This is a genomic window from Corynebacterium sp. ACRPE (assembly GCF_022347435.1).
Taxonomy (GTDB): Bacteria; Actinomycetota; Actinomycetes; order Mycobacteriales; family Mycobacteriaceae; genus Corynebacterium; species Corynebacterium tuberculostearicum_D.
On sequence record NZ_JAKRNA010000015.1, the window covers coordinates 1 to 16,952 of the forward strand.

The following is a 16,952-nucleotide window of genomic DNA, read 5'->3' on the forward strand; positions in this document are numbered from 1 at the left end:
CACACCGAGGATTTCCCGTCGGGGGCTAGATATATGCTTCCGGAGCATATACTTTCCGGAAACCTACAGGTCAATCCGTGAAAATCCGCGATTCCGGACACACTTTTTGACCCTTAACCCATTTGCGGCGTGTCGCGTTAAGGGACATTTCGTGTGGATTTAGGCGCGTCCGGCCCAGCCTTTTCTTATGCCTAAGCTGGGGTTCCATTCGCTGTCGATGTGGGTGTCATATGTGGCTGGTCGCCCGTCTGGGTGGCCGTGTCGTTTAAGTTCTTCTTTCGCCCAGGCAGCGCGTGCGGCTTTTTCTCCTTGGCGTCCGAAGTCTTGTTGCTTGGCTATATCCAGTGGCGGTACAGGGTCTTCGGTGTGGGTGAAAAGCCACCAGTCCATGGTGATGCGCTGATGCTCATCGAACATGCCACGATGATTGCCTGCTAAGTCTTTAAGTTGTTTGTTGATGCCGCCTGAAGTGTCCCGGGTTTTGTTCCTAGGCATTTGCCTTGATTTCCATTATTTCTTGGGCCGGGTTGGTTTCCCAAAACTCTGACTCAACCTCAGCTGGCGTGCGATAGCCGAGACTTTGGTGAAGCCGTACCTCGTTCCACCAATTAACCCATTCAAACGTCGCGATCTCCACGTCAACCACGCTGTCCCACGACCGCCGATGAATCAGCTCATTTTTGTAGGAACCGTTGACGTTTTCGGCCAAAGCATTGTCATAGGAATCTCCTACTGTCCCGGTAGAGGCAGCAATTCCATACTCAGCCAGCCGTTCGTTGTAGACAATGCTGACGTACTGTGAGCCATGATCTGAATGATGAATCAGCCCCGTTGTTTCCTTCGCGCTGACAATCGCCTGATTAAGCGCCTGCAGCGGCAGCGCCTCGGTACGCATTGAATCAGATAGTGCCCACCCGACGATCCTTCGGGAGAACACGTCGGTAACAAAAGCGGTGTACACGAATCCTTTTCTAGTGCGCACATAAGTAATATCGGCCACCCACAATCGGGCCGGTGCCGGGGCGTTGAACTTGCGATTAACTAAATCAGGACGCAGATCTGGTCCCTTCGGCTTGCGGGTAGTAATAGGAGACTTACCTTTACCTTTGCCTCTGACTCCAGCAAGACGCATCAGGCGTGCGGTCTGCTCACGGCCAATGTCGATTCCTTCACGGCGCAGAGTATGCCACATCTTACGGATGCCGTAGACGCCAAACTTTTCTTCATGGACCTCGGCGATGTGCGCGACTAGAGCAGCGTCACGAAGACTGCGGGCACTCATACCACGGGCTTTTGATTGGCGGTATCCACGGGACGTGATGAAACCGCCAACACGGTGGGTGTTTAACGTCTCGCAAATGAACTCGATGGAGAAACGATCCCGATACTCATCGATGAACCGGATCATTTCCGACGTTTTGGGTCGAGTTCCGACGCGAAAAAAGCCGAGGCAGCCTTCAGTAGCTCATTGGTGTCGCGTAGCTCTTGATTTTCACGGCGTAGCCTCGCGTTTTCCGCGGCCAAGTCTTCAGGCACAGGTTCTGGGATGCTTCCCGCACGACGGGCCTGCTGGGTCCACTGACGAGCCGTGTGCCATGAAACCCCCAACTTTGGAGCTACTGCCTGGCACGCGGCTTGCATCGACATATTTTCCGCCAAGATACGGTCCTCTACAAGACGGACCACACGGTCCTTCGCATCCTGGTCAAATTTTCTTGGCATATTCCAGATTTTCCCATCTACTCAGACGGAACAAAACCTGGGACACTTCAATCGGGTGGACAGACTATGAATCTTCGGCGCCCTGAGGTGGAACTGCTAACAACGAAATGGGGGGGAACGGGGGGCAAAGTCAATAATTCGAGTCTGGCATAAGTTGATAAGGATTGCCTAACCTAATACTGTTTCAAGTTGTGGTCCCGATCGGGAATCGGCAACGGAAGCGAGGCGGCGACGATGAACAGAAAACGTGGATCGACCAGAGAACCCCTCTCCGGAGGGGGAGTCGGGGACGCGGGCCCGGACGGGACGGACGACGGGCGGTTGGTGCACGTCGCACCGGTCGCAGCGGGTGGCCGACCATCCACCCGCGATATGCTCGTCGCCGCCGCGATCGGCGTCGCGGGGTCTCTCGTCGTCGTGCCCCTGACCTACCTGCAGGTGTTCGCCGGCATCGCCCACGTTTATCTCGTCGCGGCGACGCTCGGGTTGTGGTTCCTGCAGTGCGTCGTTCCCCTCATCGTCGTCCGCAAGCCTGGCGCGAGCCTCATCGCGTGCCTTGCCATGGGCGTCGTGTCCGCGGCGACCACTCCGTTCGGCGTCGCCGCGATCGGGGCGCTGATCATGGAAGGATTGCTCATCGAGCTTCCGTTCATGGTCACCCTGTACCGGCGGTGGACGCGTCCCCAGTTCGTGGCGTCGGCGATGTTGTTCTCCGCGATGATGGGAACGATGGCCCCGCGCGCAGTTGGCGTCAACTCGCCGACCACGCCCATGACCCTGATCAGCTTCGGCGTAGCCTTGGCATCGAGCCTGGTGTTTTTGGTCCTGGGCTTTGCCGTCGCAAAGGGTCTTCGCAGCCGCGAGGTCACCCGGTGACCGGCGGAGCACCCGTGTGCGCCGGTGCGACACGCGGGACGGCCCCGGCCCGGTTACGGGTCAGTGGCGCGGGCGTGCGGCACGCCGATGGGCGATGGGCACCTGACATGGTGGATCTCTCCTTCGATTTCGGCACGATCAACGTCATTACGGGACCCGTGGGATGCGGAAAGACGAGCCTGGCCCACCTCATCGCTGGACTGATCCCCTCGCACATCCCCATCGACCATGCCGGATCCGTGCATATCGTCGATGCCGACGGCACCGAATGCCCCGTGGACGGGGACCGGGTCACCTTCGTCGGGCAAGACCCAGCGACGCAGGTGCTCACGCTTCGAGTCGTCGATGACGTATCCATGGCCCTCGAGTTTTCCCTCGTGGAAGCTGACATCGTCGCCAAGCGATCAGCCGCGGCCCTGTCAGAGCTCGGGCTGTCAGAGCTCGCGGAGAAGGATCCGTGGGCTTTGTCGGGCGGGCAACGCCAGCGGATGGCCATCGCCGGTGCGGTGGCCAGTGCGCCGGAGGTCATGATCTTCGACGAGCCCGCGGCCCACGTCGACGAGGATGGTCGCCGGTCGCTGTTCGCCGCTATCCGTGAATTGCGGGCTCCGGGGCGCGTCATCCTGCTCATCGAGCACGACCTCCGCCCGTTCGACGGGTGGGTCGACACGGTGACAATCCTTGATGTGGACGGGAGCGTCGCCGCCCAACGAGCGTCGGAGGGCATCGCGGTGAGGGGCATTGCGACGACGGCCGCGACCACCGGAACGCCGGACGACAGTACGCCGGGCACGGGAGCGCCGGACCGTCCCGGTCCGGACCGGCGGCGAAAGTCCCGGAGGGCCGGGAATGGCACCGATCCGGATTCGGAGGCGGATGCCGTTCCGCTGCTGGCCTTGACCGGAGCCAACGTGGCCCGGGGCGGGGAGCGGATCCTGAACGGGGCTGATCTGACACTGGAACGGGGCGAGATCCATGCTCTAGTCGGCGCCAACGGAGCCGGTAAGTCCACCTTGCTGGCGGTGCTGTCGGGCCAGATGAAGGCGGGAGCGGACATACGGATCGACGGCGAGTCCGCCCGGCGCGCCCCCGACGCCTTCGCGTCGTGGGCGTTCCAGAACCCCGAGCACCAGTTCACCCGTGCGACCGTCGCCGCGGAAATCGCCTCCGCGCTGGCCGGCACGGACCCGCACGGACCACTCGGCGCCGATGAGCTGAGGAAACTGCGGGAAGCCTTGTGCCCCCGGGCACTTGACCCTGTCTCGCCGTTCGTCCTGTCGGGCGGACAGAAAAGACTGTTGGGAATCTTCCTAGCGGCGGCGGCCAATCGCCGTTTGCTGCTTCTCGACGAGCCGTTGGCGCACCTGGATTCGCCGAGCTCGCGCATCGTACTGGATGCGCTGGCGGAATACGCCGGGGCCGGCGGAACCGTTGTGTTCACGTGCCACGACCGCCGTGCCGCGCGAACGTGGGCGGATCGGGCGAGCATCGTCGCCGAAGGGAAGGTCGCCTGGTCTGGTCCCGCGGCCGACGTGCCGGCTGCCCCGGAGCCGTCCCGGCGGGATCGCGCACTGCCCGCGGCCGGCGCAGGGACGTCCGGGAATGAAAACCCCTGGACCAGTGAAGCCGCCCCTCGAAGACGCGCAGGGTTGAACGCCATCACGATTGTCGCGGCGGTGATGCTCGTCGTCGCCGCCGGGCTGCTCTCCGGCGGAGACGCCGTTGTCGCGCTGACGGTGGTCGCGTTCCTCGCACTCGCTGCGATCGCGGAACGCGACGTTCGGGCGACGGCAGGGAAGGTCCTCCTCGTCCTGTTGAGCGGGGTGTTCTTCGGCTTGATCGGGTGGCGCTCCGAGTTCTATGGAGGTGGGGATGCGGCGGAGGCCGTCCGCCACGGCATCCATCACGGACTGCTGTTGACGGCCGTGTTCGCGGGGACAGTCCTGGTCTCCGCGTGCATGCGCGTCGAGGAGCTTTTCGACGCCATGGTGCAACGCCTCCGGGTGCCCTACACATGGTGCACCATAGCGATTTCCGGGGTGAGCATCGCGGCGTTCCTGCGCAGCGAAATCCCCCAGCTGACATGGGCGATTAGATTGCGCTCGATGCGACCAGGGCAGTTTTTCCGCTCCGGTTTCATTCGCGCGACGACGCCCGCGCGCATCGCCTTCCCCTTGTTCGTCAGCGCCGTGCGCGGCGCCGAAAAGCTGTCCCTGACCCTGGCGATGCGCAACTTCGGCCGCCATCCGCGGCGTACCTTCCGCACCGATCATCCCTGGCGAGTGCGTGACGGTTTCGCGGCCGCAGCGTCCGCCGCGGCCTTCGTTGCCGCCCTGGTGTCCGCAGTGACTTGACGGGCACCCGGAACCGGCGGGCCCCGAGCCCGCGAGCGTTTCCGAGCCTGTGCGGAGACGCGCCCCACCCAGTTGCTTCACCCCTTCAACCCTTCAGACACACCCTCCGGGTCACGCCATGCGGGCCCGGTCCGCCCGGCACCTGCATGGCGCCGACAACCGAAAGAGGTACCAGTGAACACGATCCGGACCATCAGCGACGTGCTTCGGGACAAGGCCGATGAGACGAAGAAGGGGATCACCTTCGTCGAGAACCGGCGGGACGTCTTCGTCCCGTACGGCCGGGTCCATGCGGAGGCGGTGGCGGTTGCGACTCGGTTGGCCGAAGCCGGCATCGGCCCCGACGACCGCATAATCTTCCAGGTTTCGGAGAACCGCGGGCTCATCCGGGCGTTCTGGGGCTGCGTCTACGTCGGCGCGGTTCCGGCGCTTGCGCCGCCGGTGTCGGGCCCGGCTGACGTCGACAGGGTGCGGACGCTCTTGGACATGATGCCCGGGGCCCCGATCCTGGTCGATGAACGCAGTCACACGCTGCTCACCGGCGCAAACGGTGCCGTAGTCGTGGACGAGGACCGGCTGCTCGACGTGTCCATAGTCAATGACGCCGCCGCGGAACCGGGGGCGGCGATGCCGGGTGATGCTGAATCGGACTTCTCTCAGCCGGGGGACGTGGATTCCGGGGAGGGCGCCGGCGCGGTCCCCGTGTTCCCGGTGCGGGGTGGGACGGGCGGCGAAGCCCTTATCCAGTTTTCGTCCGGTTCCACGGGATCGCCGAAGGGCGTCATCGTAACCAACGAGTCCGTGCTGAACGGTCTGCGCGCGACGATCCCACGCCACGCGCACCGGTACGAGAACAAGATGCTCACGTGGCTGCCTTTGACCCACAACCTTTCGCTGATCGGCTTCCACGTCTACGCCCTTTTCCGTGGGTACGACCAGGTGTTGCTGCCGGTTTCCGAGGTGATCGCCGATCCCCGGAGTTGGTTCGAGGCCGTGACCAGGCACCGGCCGACGGTGACCGTGTGCCCGAACTTCGCGTTCAAGCACTTCCTGCGCCATCTCGAGCGCCGGCCCCTCGGGCCCGACCACGGTTATGACTTCTCCAACGTCCAGAAGCTGATGAGCGGTTCTGAACCCATCGACGCTCCATTGGCCCGGAAGTTCCTCGCGGCGATGTCCGCCCTGGGCCTCCGGGAGGATGCCCTGACCTCCGCCTACGGAATGTCTGAAGCTTGCCTGCTGGTCACGACCCGGGACATCTACTCGGGTCTGTCCACGGTGCGGCTTGACCGGAAGGGCATCACCATGGGGCAGCGTTTCGAGGACATCGAGAGCGAGTCTGGAGCTGAGTTCGTCGCCTTGGGCAAGGCCGTCCCGGGGATCTCGTTGACCATCCGCGGTGACGGGGGCGGGGTCCTCGGCGACGGCACCGTCGGTGAAATCCACATCGCCGGCGCTCCGATGACCCGCGCCGCGATCACGGCAGAGGGGATCGTGGAGCACGAGCTTACCGATGACGGGGCGTTCGCCACGGGGGACATGGGCATTCTCCGCGACGGCGAGTTGTTCGTCCTCGGCCGGAAGAAGGACATCATCTTCGTCAACGGCCGGAACTACTATTCGGCCGATTTGGAAGCCGTGCTGGAGAATGTGCTTGACCGCGATGTCGCCGTTCTCGGCCGGAGCAACCCAGCCACGGGCGAAGAGGAGATCGCCGTGTTCCTGGCCAGGCAGACCCCGACCGATCGTGCGGCCGACGGTGCGACCGGTGTCGGGCAATCGGACGCGGATGAAACTCCGATCGATGAACAGGCGGTGGCCCGTTCCGCGATGACCGAGCTGATGCGCGTCGCCGGGGTGCCCGCTTCCCGGGTTCTGTGGGTCGACGAGCTGCCCGTCGCGTCTAACGGCAAGAAGCTCCGCCGCAAGCTCGAGGCTCTGCTCTGAGGCGATGACCATGACCAATGAAACGATCGCGCCGGCCGTCGCATCTACCGCCGTGGGAGGAACCCGCACCGGGGCCCGAGTCGCCCCCGAACGGCTGTCGGAGTCCATCGCCGACGCCATCGGCGTGCACCTGGATTCGGCGGACGTGAAACTCCGCGACCACATCCCGAACTCCCTGACTTTCCTCCAGATGCTGCTGGCGCTGGAGGATGAGTACGGGGTCAGCATCGATTACGCGGCGATGGACCCCGGGGCCACGGTCGCTGATTTGGCGGCCACCATCGACGCGGCCCGGGGTGGCGCTGATGCCGGATCTGCCGCATGCGCCGCTGCCGACCCCGCTGCGGCGACGGATGAGTCGGATGACGGCGGGGCCGGCAAAAATGGGGCCGATCCCGCGGATGCGGTCCCGCTCAATCCGATCCAGACCGCCTATCTGCTCGGCGCGGACGAGGACATCGAGCTTGGCGGCCAAGCGACGTACATCTACGCGGAATCCCGGCACGACCATCCGTTGCCGCAGGTGGAGGAGGCCGTGCAGGCGGTCTTCGGGCGTCACGACGTGCTGTTCCATCGGCTCGACGTCGATGCCGGGGTCTTGAGCCCGACCGGCGCGTGCCTCGCCACCGTCGAGGTAGTCGGGTCCGGCGACGATGTCGACGCGGCGGTGGGGGAGATCCGTCGGGACATGCGAACCGCGGCGCGATCGTCGAACGAGGATGGTCCCATGGTCGCCGCGAGGCTGCTCGCAGATGCGGGCGGGTGCAGGATGTTCATCTACTTCAACATGATCGTCATGGATGCGGGTTCGGTGTACCTGTTCTTCGACGAGCTCGAATCCCTGCTGGCCGGGGAGTCGCCGGCTCCGGCTTCCAGATATGGGGATGCTGTGGCGGCAATCTCCGCGCGCCGGCGCGACGGGAAACGGCCCGAGGACCTCGCCTATTGGGAGAAGAAGGCCGCAGATCTGCCGCGGCGCCCGGAGTTCCCGGCGGCCGTGGAGGGTGGCGACGATTGGTCGACCCGGCGCTTGGGCACGGTGCTTGACGCGGAGGTCACCGCCAAGCTCGGCGAACGTGCCCGCCGCATTGGAGTTACCCTGTCGTCGCTGGTGATGGCCGTCAACGCCGCCGTCGTCTGCAGGTGGCTGCCCGAATCCGCGTTGACGGTCAATGTGACTGTCAGCGAACGCAGCGGCCTCGCTGCGGGCACGAGGGTGATGGGAGATTTCACTTCATCGATGCTCGTCGGCGTCGACGCCGGGAGAGCCGCGACCATCGACGGGTTGGCGGAGGTGATCGACCTGGACATCCGCGAAGGGCTGTCCCACCGCGGCGTTTCCGGTGTGGAGGTGCTACAGCGATTCCTTCGGGACGCGGCCAATCAGTCCCAGGCCACTGCTCCAGTGGTGTTCACCAGCTACCTCGGCGGCGAGCGGGGAAGCGGGCGCAGCCCGGTCATCGAACGCGTCTACACGCAAACCGCGCAGGTGTGCCTCGACATTCAGGTGATGCCGGCATCGGGCGGGATGGCGTTGTCGTGGGACGTGGTCGACGATTACTTCCCTGCGGTAGATGCGATGTTCGGGGCCGTTGCGGAGGCCCTGGACGTGGTGGCGGAGGGTGGAGAGGCTCTGCCCATCCGTCATGCGGAGACGGAGGGGGCCGTCGCCCGCTACAACGACGCTGCGGGACCGATCCACGATGACACCCTGGTTTCGCTTGTCGAATCCGCATGCGCGGCGACTCCGGACGCACCGGCCGTGCGCCTCGCTGCCCGGGGCATCTCGTACACCTACGCCGAGGTCTGGGCCCGGGCCGGACGCATCGCCCGCCAACTCTCGGATTCATGCGTCGAGGCGGGGGATGCGGTGATCGTGCGCTACACCAAGCATCCCGACGACATCGTCAACATGGTCGGCGTATTGCGTGCGGGAGCCGCATTCGTGCCTGTCGACGCGGGCATGCCGACCCAGCGACAAGAATACGTCGTGGAAGCCTCAGGTGCGGCGGGCCCGATTCTGGACACCGGCATGATCGATGAACTGGACCAAAGCGGAGTGGCGGGCGTCGGCAAGCCCGCAGCCGCGGAAGTCTGCGACCGCGCGGGCAGCGCGGGTGCGCACTCTTCGCCCGGCACTGCCCCTGACGACCTTGCCTACGTCATCTTCACCTCGGGGACCACGGGCCGTCCAAAGGGTGTGCGGATCAGTCATCGCAACTGCGTCAACACCATCCTCGACGTGAACCGGCGGTATGGAGTCACCTCCGCCGATCGCATCATCGGATTGTCGTCGCTGGGATTCGACCTGTCGGTCTACGACGTGTTCGGTGCGTTCGCGGCAGGCGCGACGGTGACGATGGTCGGAGACGAACGCGACGCCGATGAAATCCTCGACGTCTTGCGGGAAGAGCGGGTCACGCTGTGGAACTCCGCGCCCGCCCTGTTGGAGCTCGCCCTGGTCCGGGCGGCGGACGACGACGTGTTCCCGGATGTGCGCACCGTATTGCTCAGCGGCGATCGCATCGCAGCGGGGCTTCCGGCACGCGCCATGGCCATGTTCCCGAACGCGTCGATCAATAGCCTCGGCGGTGCGACCGAAGGAAGCATTTGGTCCATCCACTGCCCGCTGCAACGCGACAGCCTGGAAAACCGCATTCCCTACGGGTACCCGCTGGCGAACCAGGGCATCCACGTGCTCGCGCCCGACGGGGTGCATTGCCCCGTTGGCGTGCCGGGGGAAATCCACATCAGCGGTCTCGGCGTCGCGCAGGGGTACGCGGCCGATCCGGAGCGGACCGCTGCCGCCTTCGGGCATGTCCCAGGTATCGGGCGCTGCTACCGGACCGGAGACGTGGGCATGTTCAATGCGGAGGGTTTTGTGGAATTTCTCGGCCGCCGCGATCGTCAGGTGAAAATCGCGGGCTTCCGCGTCGAACTTGGAGAAATCGAATCGGTCCTCGAGCGGTCCGGCCTGGTGACCGCGTCGATGGCGGCGGTCGTCGAATCGGGCGATCGGGGACTCCTGGCGTGCCTCTACGTTCCGGCGGACGACATGACCGGCTCGCGGGATGCCGTCCGGGCCGAGCTTGCCCGCTGCTTGCCAGCGTACATGGTACCGACGGTCCTGCTGCCGGTGGCGCACCTGCCCGTTACCGTCAACGGGAAACTGGATCAGGAGGAAATTCGTAGGCACGTCGGCGCCGCGGGCGGCGGGGCAACGGCCGATAGCGAGGCCGCCGGGGTGGGGGCCGGAGCCGTGGGCGCGCCTGGTTCCGTCGCCGACCCCGGGGCGATCGAGTTGGTGTCCGGAGTCTTCGACGAGATCCTCGGGGAAGCCCCGTCGACGGGTGCCGCGGATCCGACGTGTGGCGCGGGAGAGTCTTTCTTCCACCGCGGCGGCGATTCCTTGCAATTCCAGGTTATGATGCGCGCGATCCGGCAGAAGACGGGAGTCCGGCTCCGTTTCCGCGACGTCATCGCCGACCCGACCATCGCGCACATCGCCGGCCTTGTCTCGGAAGCCATGCGGGAGTCCAGGGCCGAGTCTGAAGACGTCGCCGAGGCAATGTCTTCCCCCGATTGTGCCGTCGGTGCCGGTTCAGCCGCAGGAGGCGCCCGAGAATGTTCCGCGAGTGCCCACGGGAAGGATCCGGTGGAACAATTCGGGGACGACCCCCACGCGCCGTTCCCCCTGACCGACATGCAGAAGGCCTACTACGTTGGCCGGAACTCCGGGTTCGAGCTGGGCGGCGTCACCGAGCACTACTACATCGAATCCGTCACAGAACCAGGTATCGACATCGACCGCCTGGAGGAAGCCCTCGACAATCTAATCCGCAGGCATCCGATGTTGCGCGTCGTGTTCACCGCACAAGCCACGCAGCGGATCCTGCCGGAGGTTCCGCGCTACCGCATTGACGTCGCCGACTACCGGGCCGCCGATGAGGCGACCGTGGTCGAGGCGGTGCGGCGCAAGCGCGATGAGCTGAGCCACCAGGTATTCGATCTGGGCAGCTGGCCCTTGTTCCATCTGTCGGCGTTCGCGCTCCCGGACGGGCGGCACCGCCTGTTCTTCAGCGTGGATATGATCATCGGAGACGGGGCGAGCCAGCGGATTTTCATCGACGACCTGGACAAGCTGTACCGGGGAATGGAGCTTCCCCCCGTCACTGGCGACTACCGCACGTACGTCTTGGAGATGAAGCGCCGGGAAGCTTCGGCGGTCGGGCGGGGCGAAGAGACGTTGACTCGGACGGTGGTCGAGGAATTCCCGCCCGGCAACACCCTTCCATCAAGCGGTGCGGCCGCGGACGTGGATGTGCCGCGGATGCGTCGCCTGACGTACACATTCACCGCTGCGGAAACCGCACTGTTGCGGGAACGGGCCAGCGCCGCCGACGGCAGCGTGTCCGCACTGCTTCTCGCCTGCTATGCGACGAGCCTGTCGCTGTGGTCGAGGGGGGATTCGGTCGGCATCAACATCACCACGTACAATCGTGATCCCGAAATCGCCGACGTCGCCGGCGTCTTCGGTGATTTCACCGGCGTGATTCTGATGCCGGTGAAAGCGGCCGCCGACCATGATCTCCGTTGGTGGACGGCGGAACTGCGCGACCGGCTGCTCGGGCACATGGCGGCCGGGTACTCCGGGGTGTCGTTGCTCGGTGCCATCGCGCGCCACCGGGGTCTGCCTGTCGGACAGGCCGTAGCGCCGTTCGTGTACACCTCGTTGCTGTTCGGCGAGGGTTCCGCGGCAGGCGATGGCTCGGGCAGGGATGCCCACGTCCTGGGAGACGTCGATTACGCCATCTCCCAGACCCCGCAGGTGCTGTTGGACAACCAGGTGATGGAGGTCGACGGGCGTATCAACGTCGCCTGGGATTTCGTCGAGCAGATTCTGAAACCGGAACTGGTGGAGGACATCTTCGACCACTACATCAGGTCGGTGTCGGGCTTCGCCGGGGGCTGCCCCGAAGCGGCGCCGCTGAGCGTCGGCCAGGTTCGGCACCTGCGCCTGGCGGTCGGGGGCACTTCTTCCGGCGGTGGGGCGATCGACGACGGCGTCGCGGGCGCGTCATCGGCGGAGCGCGACAGATCGGGCGCGATCTCGAGGATCGCATCCGGGGACCTGTTGGGCCGAGCTCGCGGATACCTGACGGTCATCACCGGGATGGTCCGGGCCGATCTCGGCGGCGCCGAAGCCGGCGCGGACGACGACCTGTTCCTCCTCGGCTACGACTCCCTGGGATTCGTGAAGCTAATGCAGCGGATTCAGGACATCACCGGGGCGTCGGTGCCGCTCGCGGAAGCGCTGGCCAAGCCGACGCCACGTGGCGTGGCCGAGCTCGTCGACCAGTCGACGGCCACGCCGACCGACCGGCGGGACGCGGATGACCCCGGCGCGTCGGCCGCGGACCGTTCGCTGGTCCTATTGCGCAGCGGCGATGAGGCGCGCCCGATCTTCCTCGTCCACGGCGGATTCGGCACCGTCGACATCTACCGAGACCTGGCACTCGCGATCCCCGGTGGCGGGCAGGTGTGGGGTGTCGGCTTCGCGGAGTTCGAGAGACCATTCCCCCACGCTACCGGCATCGGCGACATCGCGGCCCACTACTCGGGCCGGGTCCGCGAGGTGCTCGTCGACGGTGCCGCCCCGGCGATCGTCGGATGGAGCCTCGGCGGCACCATCGCAGCCGAGATGGTGCTCCGTTTGGCCGATCTCGATCCCGCGCTGGTATTTCTCGACAGCCTGGCTCCGGGGATCGCGGTCGACGTCGGGGATTTCGACGCGGAATCCGAAAAGGGACTGCTGTCCCGGGTGGTGCCCTCGATCGCCAATCTCCCGCACGGAACGCCGGTTTCCCGCCTCTGGGCGGAGTTCGACGGGGTCGACGAGACCGACGGGGAACGGGGGGCCCGCCTGCGTGCCCTGGCCGCGGCGGTCGCACCGACGCTCCTGGAGGACCTTGGGCTTTCCGGCGACCGGGTGACGGCTACGGAGTTTAACTCGCTGCGCTCGCTCATCGATGCCCGCACCCGGTACCGGCCCGAGGGGCGGGTGAGGGAGGCGTTGTTCGTTCTCCCCGATGACGGCGAGGCCCACAACCACGACCAGTGGCGGGACCACCTCGTCAATGACCTCTGCGTTGTCGGCGTCGCGGGAAACCACTATTCGTTCGTCCTCGGAGAGGATGCCGCGCTGACTGGGGCTCTCATCGGGGAGTACATCGAACGCCGGCGCCGGGCACCGGAAACGGATGACAGGGCAGTGGACCCGTCGTCCGATGGAATCGACCGGTCGCGGGACCGGGGAAAGGAGATAGAAAGTGACTGACCGACGAAACGGCGGGGAAGCACGGGACCGCGACGGGGGCGAACCCGTGAAAGTGCTGGTGGCCGGAGGTACCGGCGTCACCGGACGGCTCGTCCGGGGGATGCTCGGCGTCGTCGACGGGATTGAGCTGGCCTACACTTCCCGGCAGAAACCGGACGATGGCCCGGGGCGGCACTTCCCGCTGAGGATCGCCGCCGGCCACAACGAGATCTGCAGGGTCTTCCGCAAACACGATTGGGTGGTCAACTGCACCGGCCCGTTCGAGGTGCATGCAGACTCACTCGCCCGTGCTTGCATCGACTCAGGCACCGGGTACATCGACGTCAACGATTCGATCGACGCCCGCCGCGCAATCATGGCCCTCGACGGGGATGCTCGGCGGGAGGGGGTTCCCGTGCTCACCGGGTTCGGCCTGTGCCCGGGCTTGTCGACGGCCCTGTTGATGCTCGGGGCCCGCGCTGCGGGGGCCGAAGAGGTCCGCGATGTGCGGGTCGATCTGCGAATTGGCGCCGACCAGGAATCCGGGGCCGCGTCGGTCGAGTCGATGTTCCGGACCATTCGCGGCGGATACCGCGCGATGCTCGGCGGCGCCATCGTCGAAGTGCGGCGCAACCTGGTGTCGTCGCAAAGCGGAATCGGCTACGAATGCCCGGACATCGACGTCGTACGCGAGGTGTGCCCCTCGATCCTCGGATATTCCTACCACGTCGCCTTCGATGCTCTCCCCGATGAGTCGGTGGAGAAGATCCGCACGTCGAGACTGTACGCGATGCCCGTCGTCTCCGGTCTGCTCGCCCGTCTCGGGGCGGCCGTGACGTCGCGGAAGGCGCGGGCGAAGGGCACTCCGCAACCCGCCGAGCTGGTCGTCGCACTGTCCTCCGCCGGCGCGGGCGATGCGGGGTCGGCGGCCGAGACAACCGTCGTCCGGGCGACTGGCCCGGGTTCCTACAAAATGACCGCGGCCATTGCCGCCGCCACCGTTGCGTCGGTCGCGGGGAAGCCGGTCGCGCCGGGGTGCCGGGATCTCGTCGGCCACCCCCGGCTCCTCGAACCGGTCCTCGCCTTCGCCCGCGATGCGGGCATCCATATCGAAACGCCGCATGACAACCCGACCACGGGGCCACTGCCGGCAGCGGCCCAATGCGACACTAAAGAAAAGGAGAAACGATGACGGATCAAGCTGAACGGGGTGCGGCGATCGTCGTCCGCGACCTCACGAAGAGCTACCCGATTGCGGGCAAAGCCGGCACCGCGCCCGAAGGCGGGGCAGGTGCTCCGCCGGACGGCGGGCGCAAGGGAAAGCGCGGCGCCCGGATGCGCAAGCATGTGCTCGACGGCGTGAGTTTCACCGTGCCCGCCGGGTCGATCGTGTCGTTCCTCGGCCACAACGGCGCAGGCAAGACCACCCTCATCCGAATCCTGTCGACGCTCATCACCGCAGACTCCGGCGAGGTGAGCATCTTCTCGCGCGATGTGAAAGAGGATCCGGCGGGCGTGCGCGCCGACATTGCCACCACCGGCCAATTCGCGGCGATCGACGAGAACCTCACCGGCCGGGAGAACCTGGAGTTCTTCGGGCGTCTGCGCGGACTCGACCGCGCCGACGCGGCCGCCCGCGCGACGGAACTGCTCGCGCAATTCTCGCTCGCGGACAGTGCCTCGACGTTGGCGTCGGCCTATTCGGGTGGCATGCGGCGCCGCCTCGACATCGCCGCGTCGCTGTGCGTCGTGCCCAGGTTGCTGTTCCTCGACGAACCCACGACGGGGCTGGACCCGGTCAGCCGCGAAGAGTTGTGGGGCTTCATCCGGCAACTGCGGGACGACGGAATGACCCTGGTGCTGACCACCCAGTACCTGGAAGAGGCGGAGGCGCTGGCAGACCACGTCCATCTGCTCAAGGACCGCCGCATCGTCGCCAGCGGAACGCCGGAGGAATTGCGTCGCGACTTCGGGTCGCACGTGCTCCGCGTGTCCTTCGCCACCGCCGCCGGGGCGGAGGCATTCGCCCGCTGCCTAAGGGGAGCGTGTCTGGACCGCGCCCGCGTCGCGGGGAAGATGGTGTCCCTCGACGTCGACCCCGGACCGCAGGTCCTCGAGGCGGTGGCGCGGGCGATGGAGGCCTCGGAAGCGTTGCCGGATTCGCTGAGCGTGTCGCCGCCCACCCTTAACGAGGTGTTCATATCGATGAACGCGGGGGGTGCGGCGCGATGAGTGCGACGTCGGTCGCGGCGTTCCTCCGTCGGGATCTGCTGCTGTTGCGACGCAACACCGCGTCGCTGATCTCCATGTTCGTCGTTCCTCCCCTCTTCCTGCTGTGCCTGTACGCGGTGTTTGGGTACTCAGCAGGGCAATCCGGCTTCGGGTACCTGCGTTTCGTGCTCGGCGGCTGCCTGTTCCAGGCGGCGATGTTCACCGCCGCGGCGTCGGCGATGGCGGTGGGACAGGACGTCGAATCCGGGCTCGTCGACCGTGTGCGCGTGTTGCCCGGGGCCACGGGCGGCTATGTCGCCGGCAGGCTCGCCACCGATGTGCTGCGGATGTCCGCGTCGATCGCGGCGCTGCTGATCGTCGCGTGGGCCTGTGGCCTCGACATGGCTCTCGGTGACGTCGCGTGGACAGTCCTGTGGTCACTGCTCGCTGCCGCGGTCCTGTCCCTGGTCACGGACGGGGTGATCCTGATGGTGCCCGCTCCGGTGTCGACGGCCTCATCGATCCAGGCGCTGGAAATGCTGCTGCTCATGTTCTCCACCGCGTTCATTCCGACGACCGCTGTGGACGGCTCCCTGCGCGACATCGTGCGCCACATGCCTTTTTCGCCGGTGATCGAGGTGATCAGGGCGGCGTCCCCGGGCGCCTTCCCGAATCACGCCGGGGAAGAGGCCGCCCTGTGGCTCGGTGTCGCGACGGTCGTCGGAATCGTCCTGTTCATCCGCCTGTTCACCTCGAGGAGCGAATCATGATCGACGCCATTTTCGTGCATCTGCGGCGCATCGTCCACACTTGGCTGCGGCGCCCTGACTTCTGGTTCATGACGTTCATTGCTCCGCTCGTGTACCTGTTCATCGTCAACCGCATGTTCGGTAGCCTGGTCAGGCAGCTCACCGGAGAGTTCGAACTCCGGAACGCGGTCATCCTTGTCGTAACGGCGTGGGCGTTCATCTTGGCCATCACGGGATCGTCCACCGTGTTCGTTGAACGCAGCAATGGCCTCCACGAGCGGTTGATCACAATGCCGGCACCGTACGCGGCCGTGCCGACCGCACGGATAATCGCCGAGTTCATCCGGATCATGGCGATGACGATCGTCGTCGCGGCGGTGGCCGCCTTGCTTTCCGACGGCCCCCTGGAGGTGTCCTGGTGGTGGAGGATCACGGTGACCGGCGCGATGGTTGCCGCGGCGGCCGCATGCACCGGCACGTACATCGCGTTCTCCATCACCAGCCCCCAGGGATCCGTGGCCCTTATCCCGTTGATAATCGTTGCGATGTTCGTCAACACGGTGCTCATGCCCGCCGACCACTTCCGTCCCCTCCTGCGCGGAATCGCCGGGCACACCCCCGTATCTGCGGCCGGCGAGGCCGTCAACGGTACCGGGGCTGCGGGTCTGGTGGTCTGCGCGGCCTGGTTCTTTGGTATCGCCGTGCTCGCGGCGTGGGGCATCGCCGTGAAAACGAGGCCGGGGGAGTCTGCATGACGGCCCGCGAATCCGAGCATCT

The 16,952-nt window shown here is 65.8% G+C and carries 9 protein-coding genes and 1 pseudogene; 8 read left to right on the forward strand and 2 right to left on the reverse strand.

Annotation, left to right across the window (positions count from 1 at the left end):
* Positions 1 to 159: 159 nt before the first annotated feature.
* Both MHY13_RS08160 and MHY13_RS08165 read right to left on the reverse strand, forming a co-directional pair.
* Positions 160 to 465, reverse strand: a pseudogene (locus MHY13_RS08160) (IS256 family transposase); the annotation flags it as partial.
* 22 nt (positions 466 to 487) lie between these two features.
* Positions 488 to 1,722, reverse strand: a protein-coding gene (locus MHY13_RS08165) for an IS3 family transposase (RefSeq protein ID WP_239282802.1) whose coding sequence is annotated in 2 segments (ribosomal slippage) — positions 488 to 1,434 and positions 1,434 to 1,722 — 1,236 coding nt in all. Because the reading frame shifts where the segments join, the coding sequence is not laid out codon by codon here.
* A 372-nt stretch (positions 1,723 to 2,094) separates the two neighbouring features.
* Here MHY13_RS08165 and MHY13_RS08170 point away from each other — a divergent pair.
* From MHY13_RS08170 to MHY13_RS08205, 8 genes are all read left to right on the forward strand, one after another.
* Complete coding sequence (locus tag MHY13_RS08170; RefSeq protein ID WP_236587136.1) at positions 2,095 to 2,598, forward strand: ECF transporter S component; 504 nt, start codon at positions 2,095 to 2,097, stop codon at positions 2,596 to 2,598.
* Between the two features lie 107 nt (positions 2,599 to 2,705).
* Positions 2,706 to 4,952 (forward strand): ATP-binding cassette domain-containing protein, encoded by a 2,247-nt coding sequence (locus MHY13_RS08175; protein WP_236587137.1) that lies wholly within the window; start codon positions 2,706 to 2,708, stop codon positions 4,950 to 4,952.
* A gap of 174 nt (positions 4,953 to 5,126) precedes the next feature.
* On the forward strand, positions 5,127 to 6,899 hold the full coding sequence (locus MHY13_RS08180) for an AMP-binding protein (RefSeq protein WP_179387185.1): 1,773 nt from the start codon (positions 5,127 to 5,129) through the stop codon (positions 6,897 to 6,899).
* Positions 6,900 to 6,909: 10 nt separating this feature from the next.
* The gene (locus tag MHY13_RS08185) at positions 6,910 to 13,236 is read left to right on the forward strand and encodes a non-ribosomal peptide synthetase (protein ID WP_239282804.1); all 6,327 of its coding nucleotides are present in this window, start codon (positions 6,910 to 6,912) and stop codon (positions 13,234 to 13,236) included.
* The gene (locus MHY13_RS08190) at positions 13,229 to 14,407 is read left to right on the forward strand and encodes a saccharopine dehydrogenase (RefSeq protein WP_179387187.1); all 1,179 of its coding nucleotides are present in this window, start codon (positions 13,229 to 13,231) and stop codon (positions 14,405 to 14,407) included. Before MHY13_RS08185 ends, MHY13_RS08190 begins: the two co-directional genes overlap by 8 nt.
* The gene (locus MHY13_RS08195) at positions 14,404 to 15,447 is read left to right on the forward strand and encodes an ATP-binding cassette domain-containing protein (protein ID WP_086589202.1); all 1,044 of its coding nucleotides are present in this window, start codon (positions 14,404 to 14,406) and stop codon (positions 15,445 to 15,447) included. The genes MHY13_RS08190 and MHY13_RS08195 overlap by 4 nt, the downstream gene beginning before the upstream one ends.
* A complete protein-coding gene (locus MHY13_RS08200; RefSeq protein ID WP_005325973.1) occupies positions 15,444 to 16,196 on the forward strand; it encodes an ABC transporter permease in 753 nt (250 codons plus the stop codon). The genes MHY13_RS08195 and MHY13_RS08200 overlap by 4 nt, the downstream gene beginning before the upstream one ends.
* Complete coding sequence (locus MHY13_RS08205) at positions 16,193 to 16,930, forward strand: ABC transporter permease (RefSeq protein ID WP_005325972.1); 738 nt, start codon at positions 16,193 to 16,195, stop codon at positions 16,928 to 16,930. Before MHY13_RS08200 ends, MHY13_RS08205 begins: the two co-directional genes overlap by 4 nt.
* The last annotated feature ends 22 nt before the right edge of the window (positions 16,931 to 16,952 follow it).

What these genes read in the sequence shown, in the direction of transcription:
- MHY13_RS08195 (WP_086589202.1), top strand. Translation starts at nt 14,404, where the DNA reads ATGACGGATCAAGCTGAACGGGGTGCGGCGATCGTCGTCCGCGACCTC.
- MHY13_RS08200 (WP_005325973.1), top strand. Translation starts at nt 15,444, where the DNA reads ATGAGTGCGACGTCGGTCGCGGCGTTCCTCCGTCGGGATCTGCTGCTG.
- MHY13_RS08175 (WP_236587137.1), top strand. Translation starts at nt 2,706, where the DNA reads ATGGTGGATCTCTCCTTCGATTTCGGCACGATCAACGTCATTACGGGA.
- MHY13_RS08205 (WP_005325972.1), top strand. Translation starts at nt 16,193, where the DNA reads ATGATCGACGCCATTTTCGTGCATCTGCGGCGCATCGTCCACACTTGG.
- MHY13_RS08170 (WP_236587136.1), top strand. Translation starts at nt 2,095, where the DNA reads ATGCTCGTCGCCGCCGCGATCGGCGTCGCGGGGTCTCTCGTCGTCGTG.
- MHY13_RS08185 (WP_239282804.1), top strand. Translation starts at nt 6,910, where the DNA reads ATGACCAATGAAACGATCGCGCCGGCCGTCGCATCTACCGCCGTGGGA.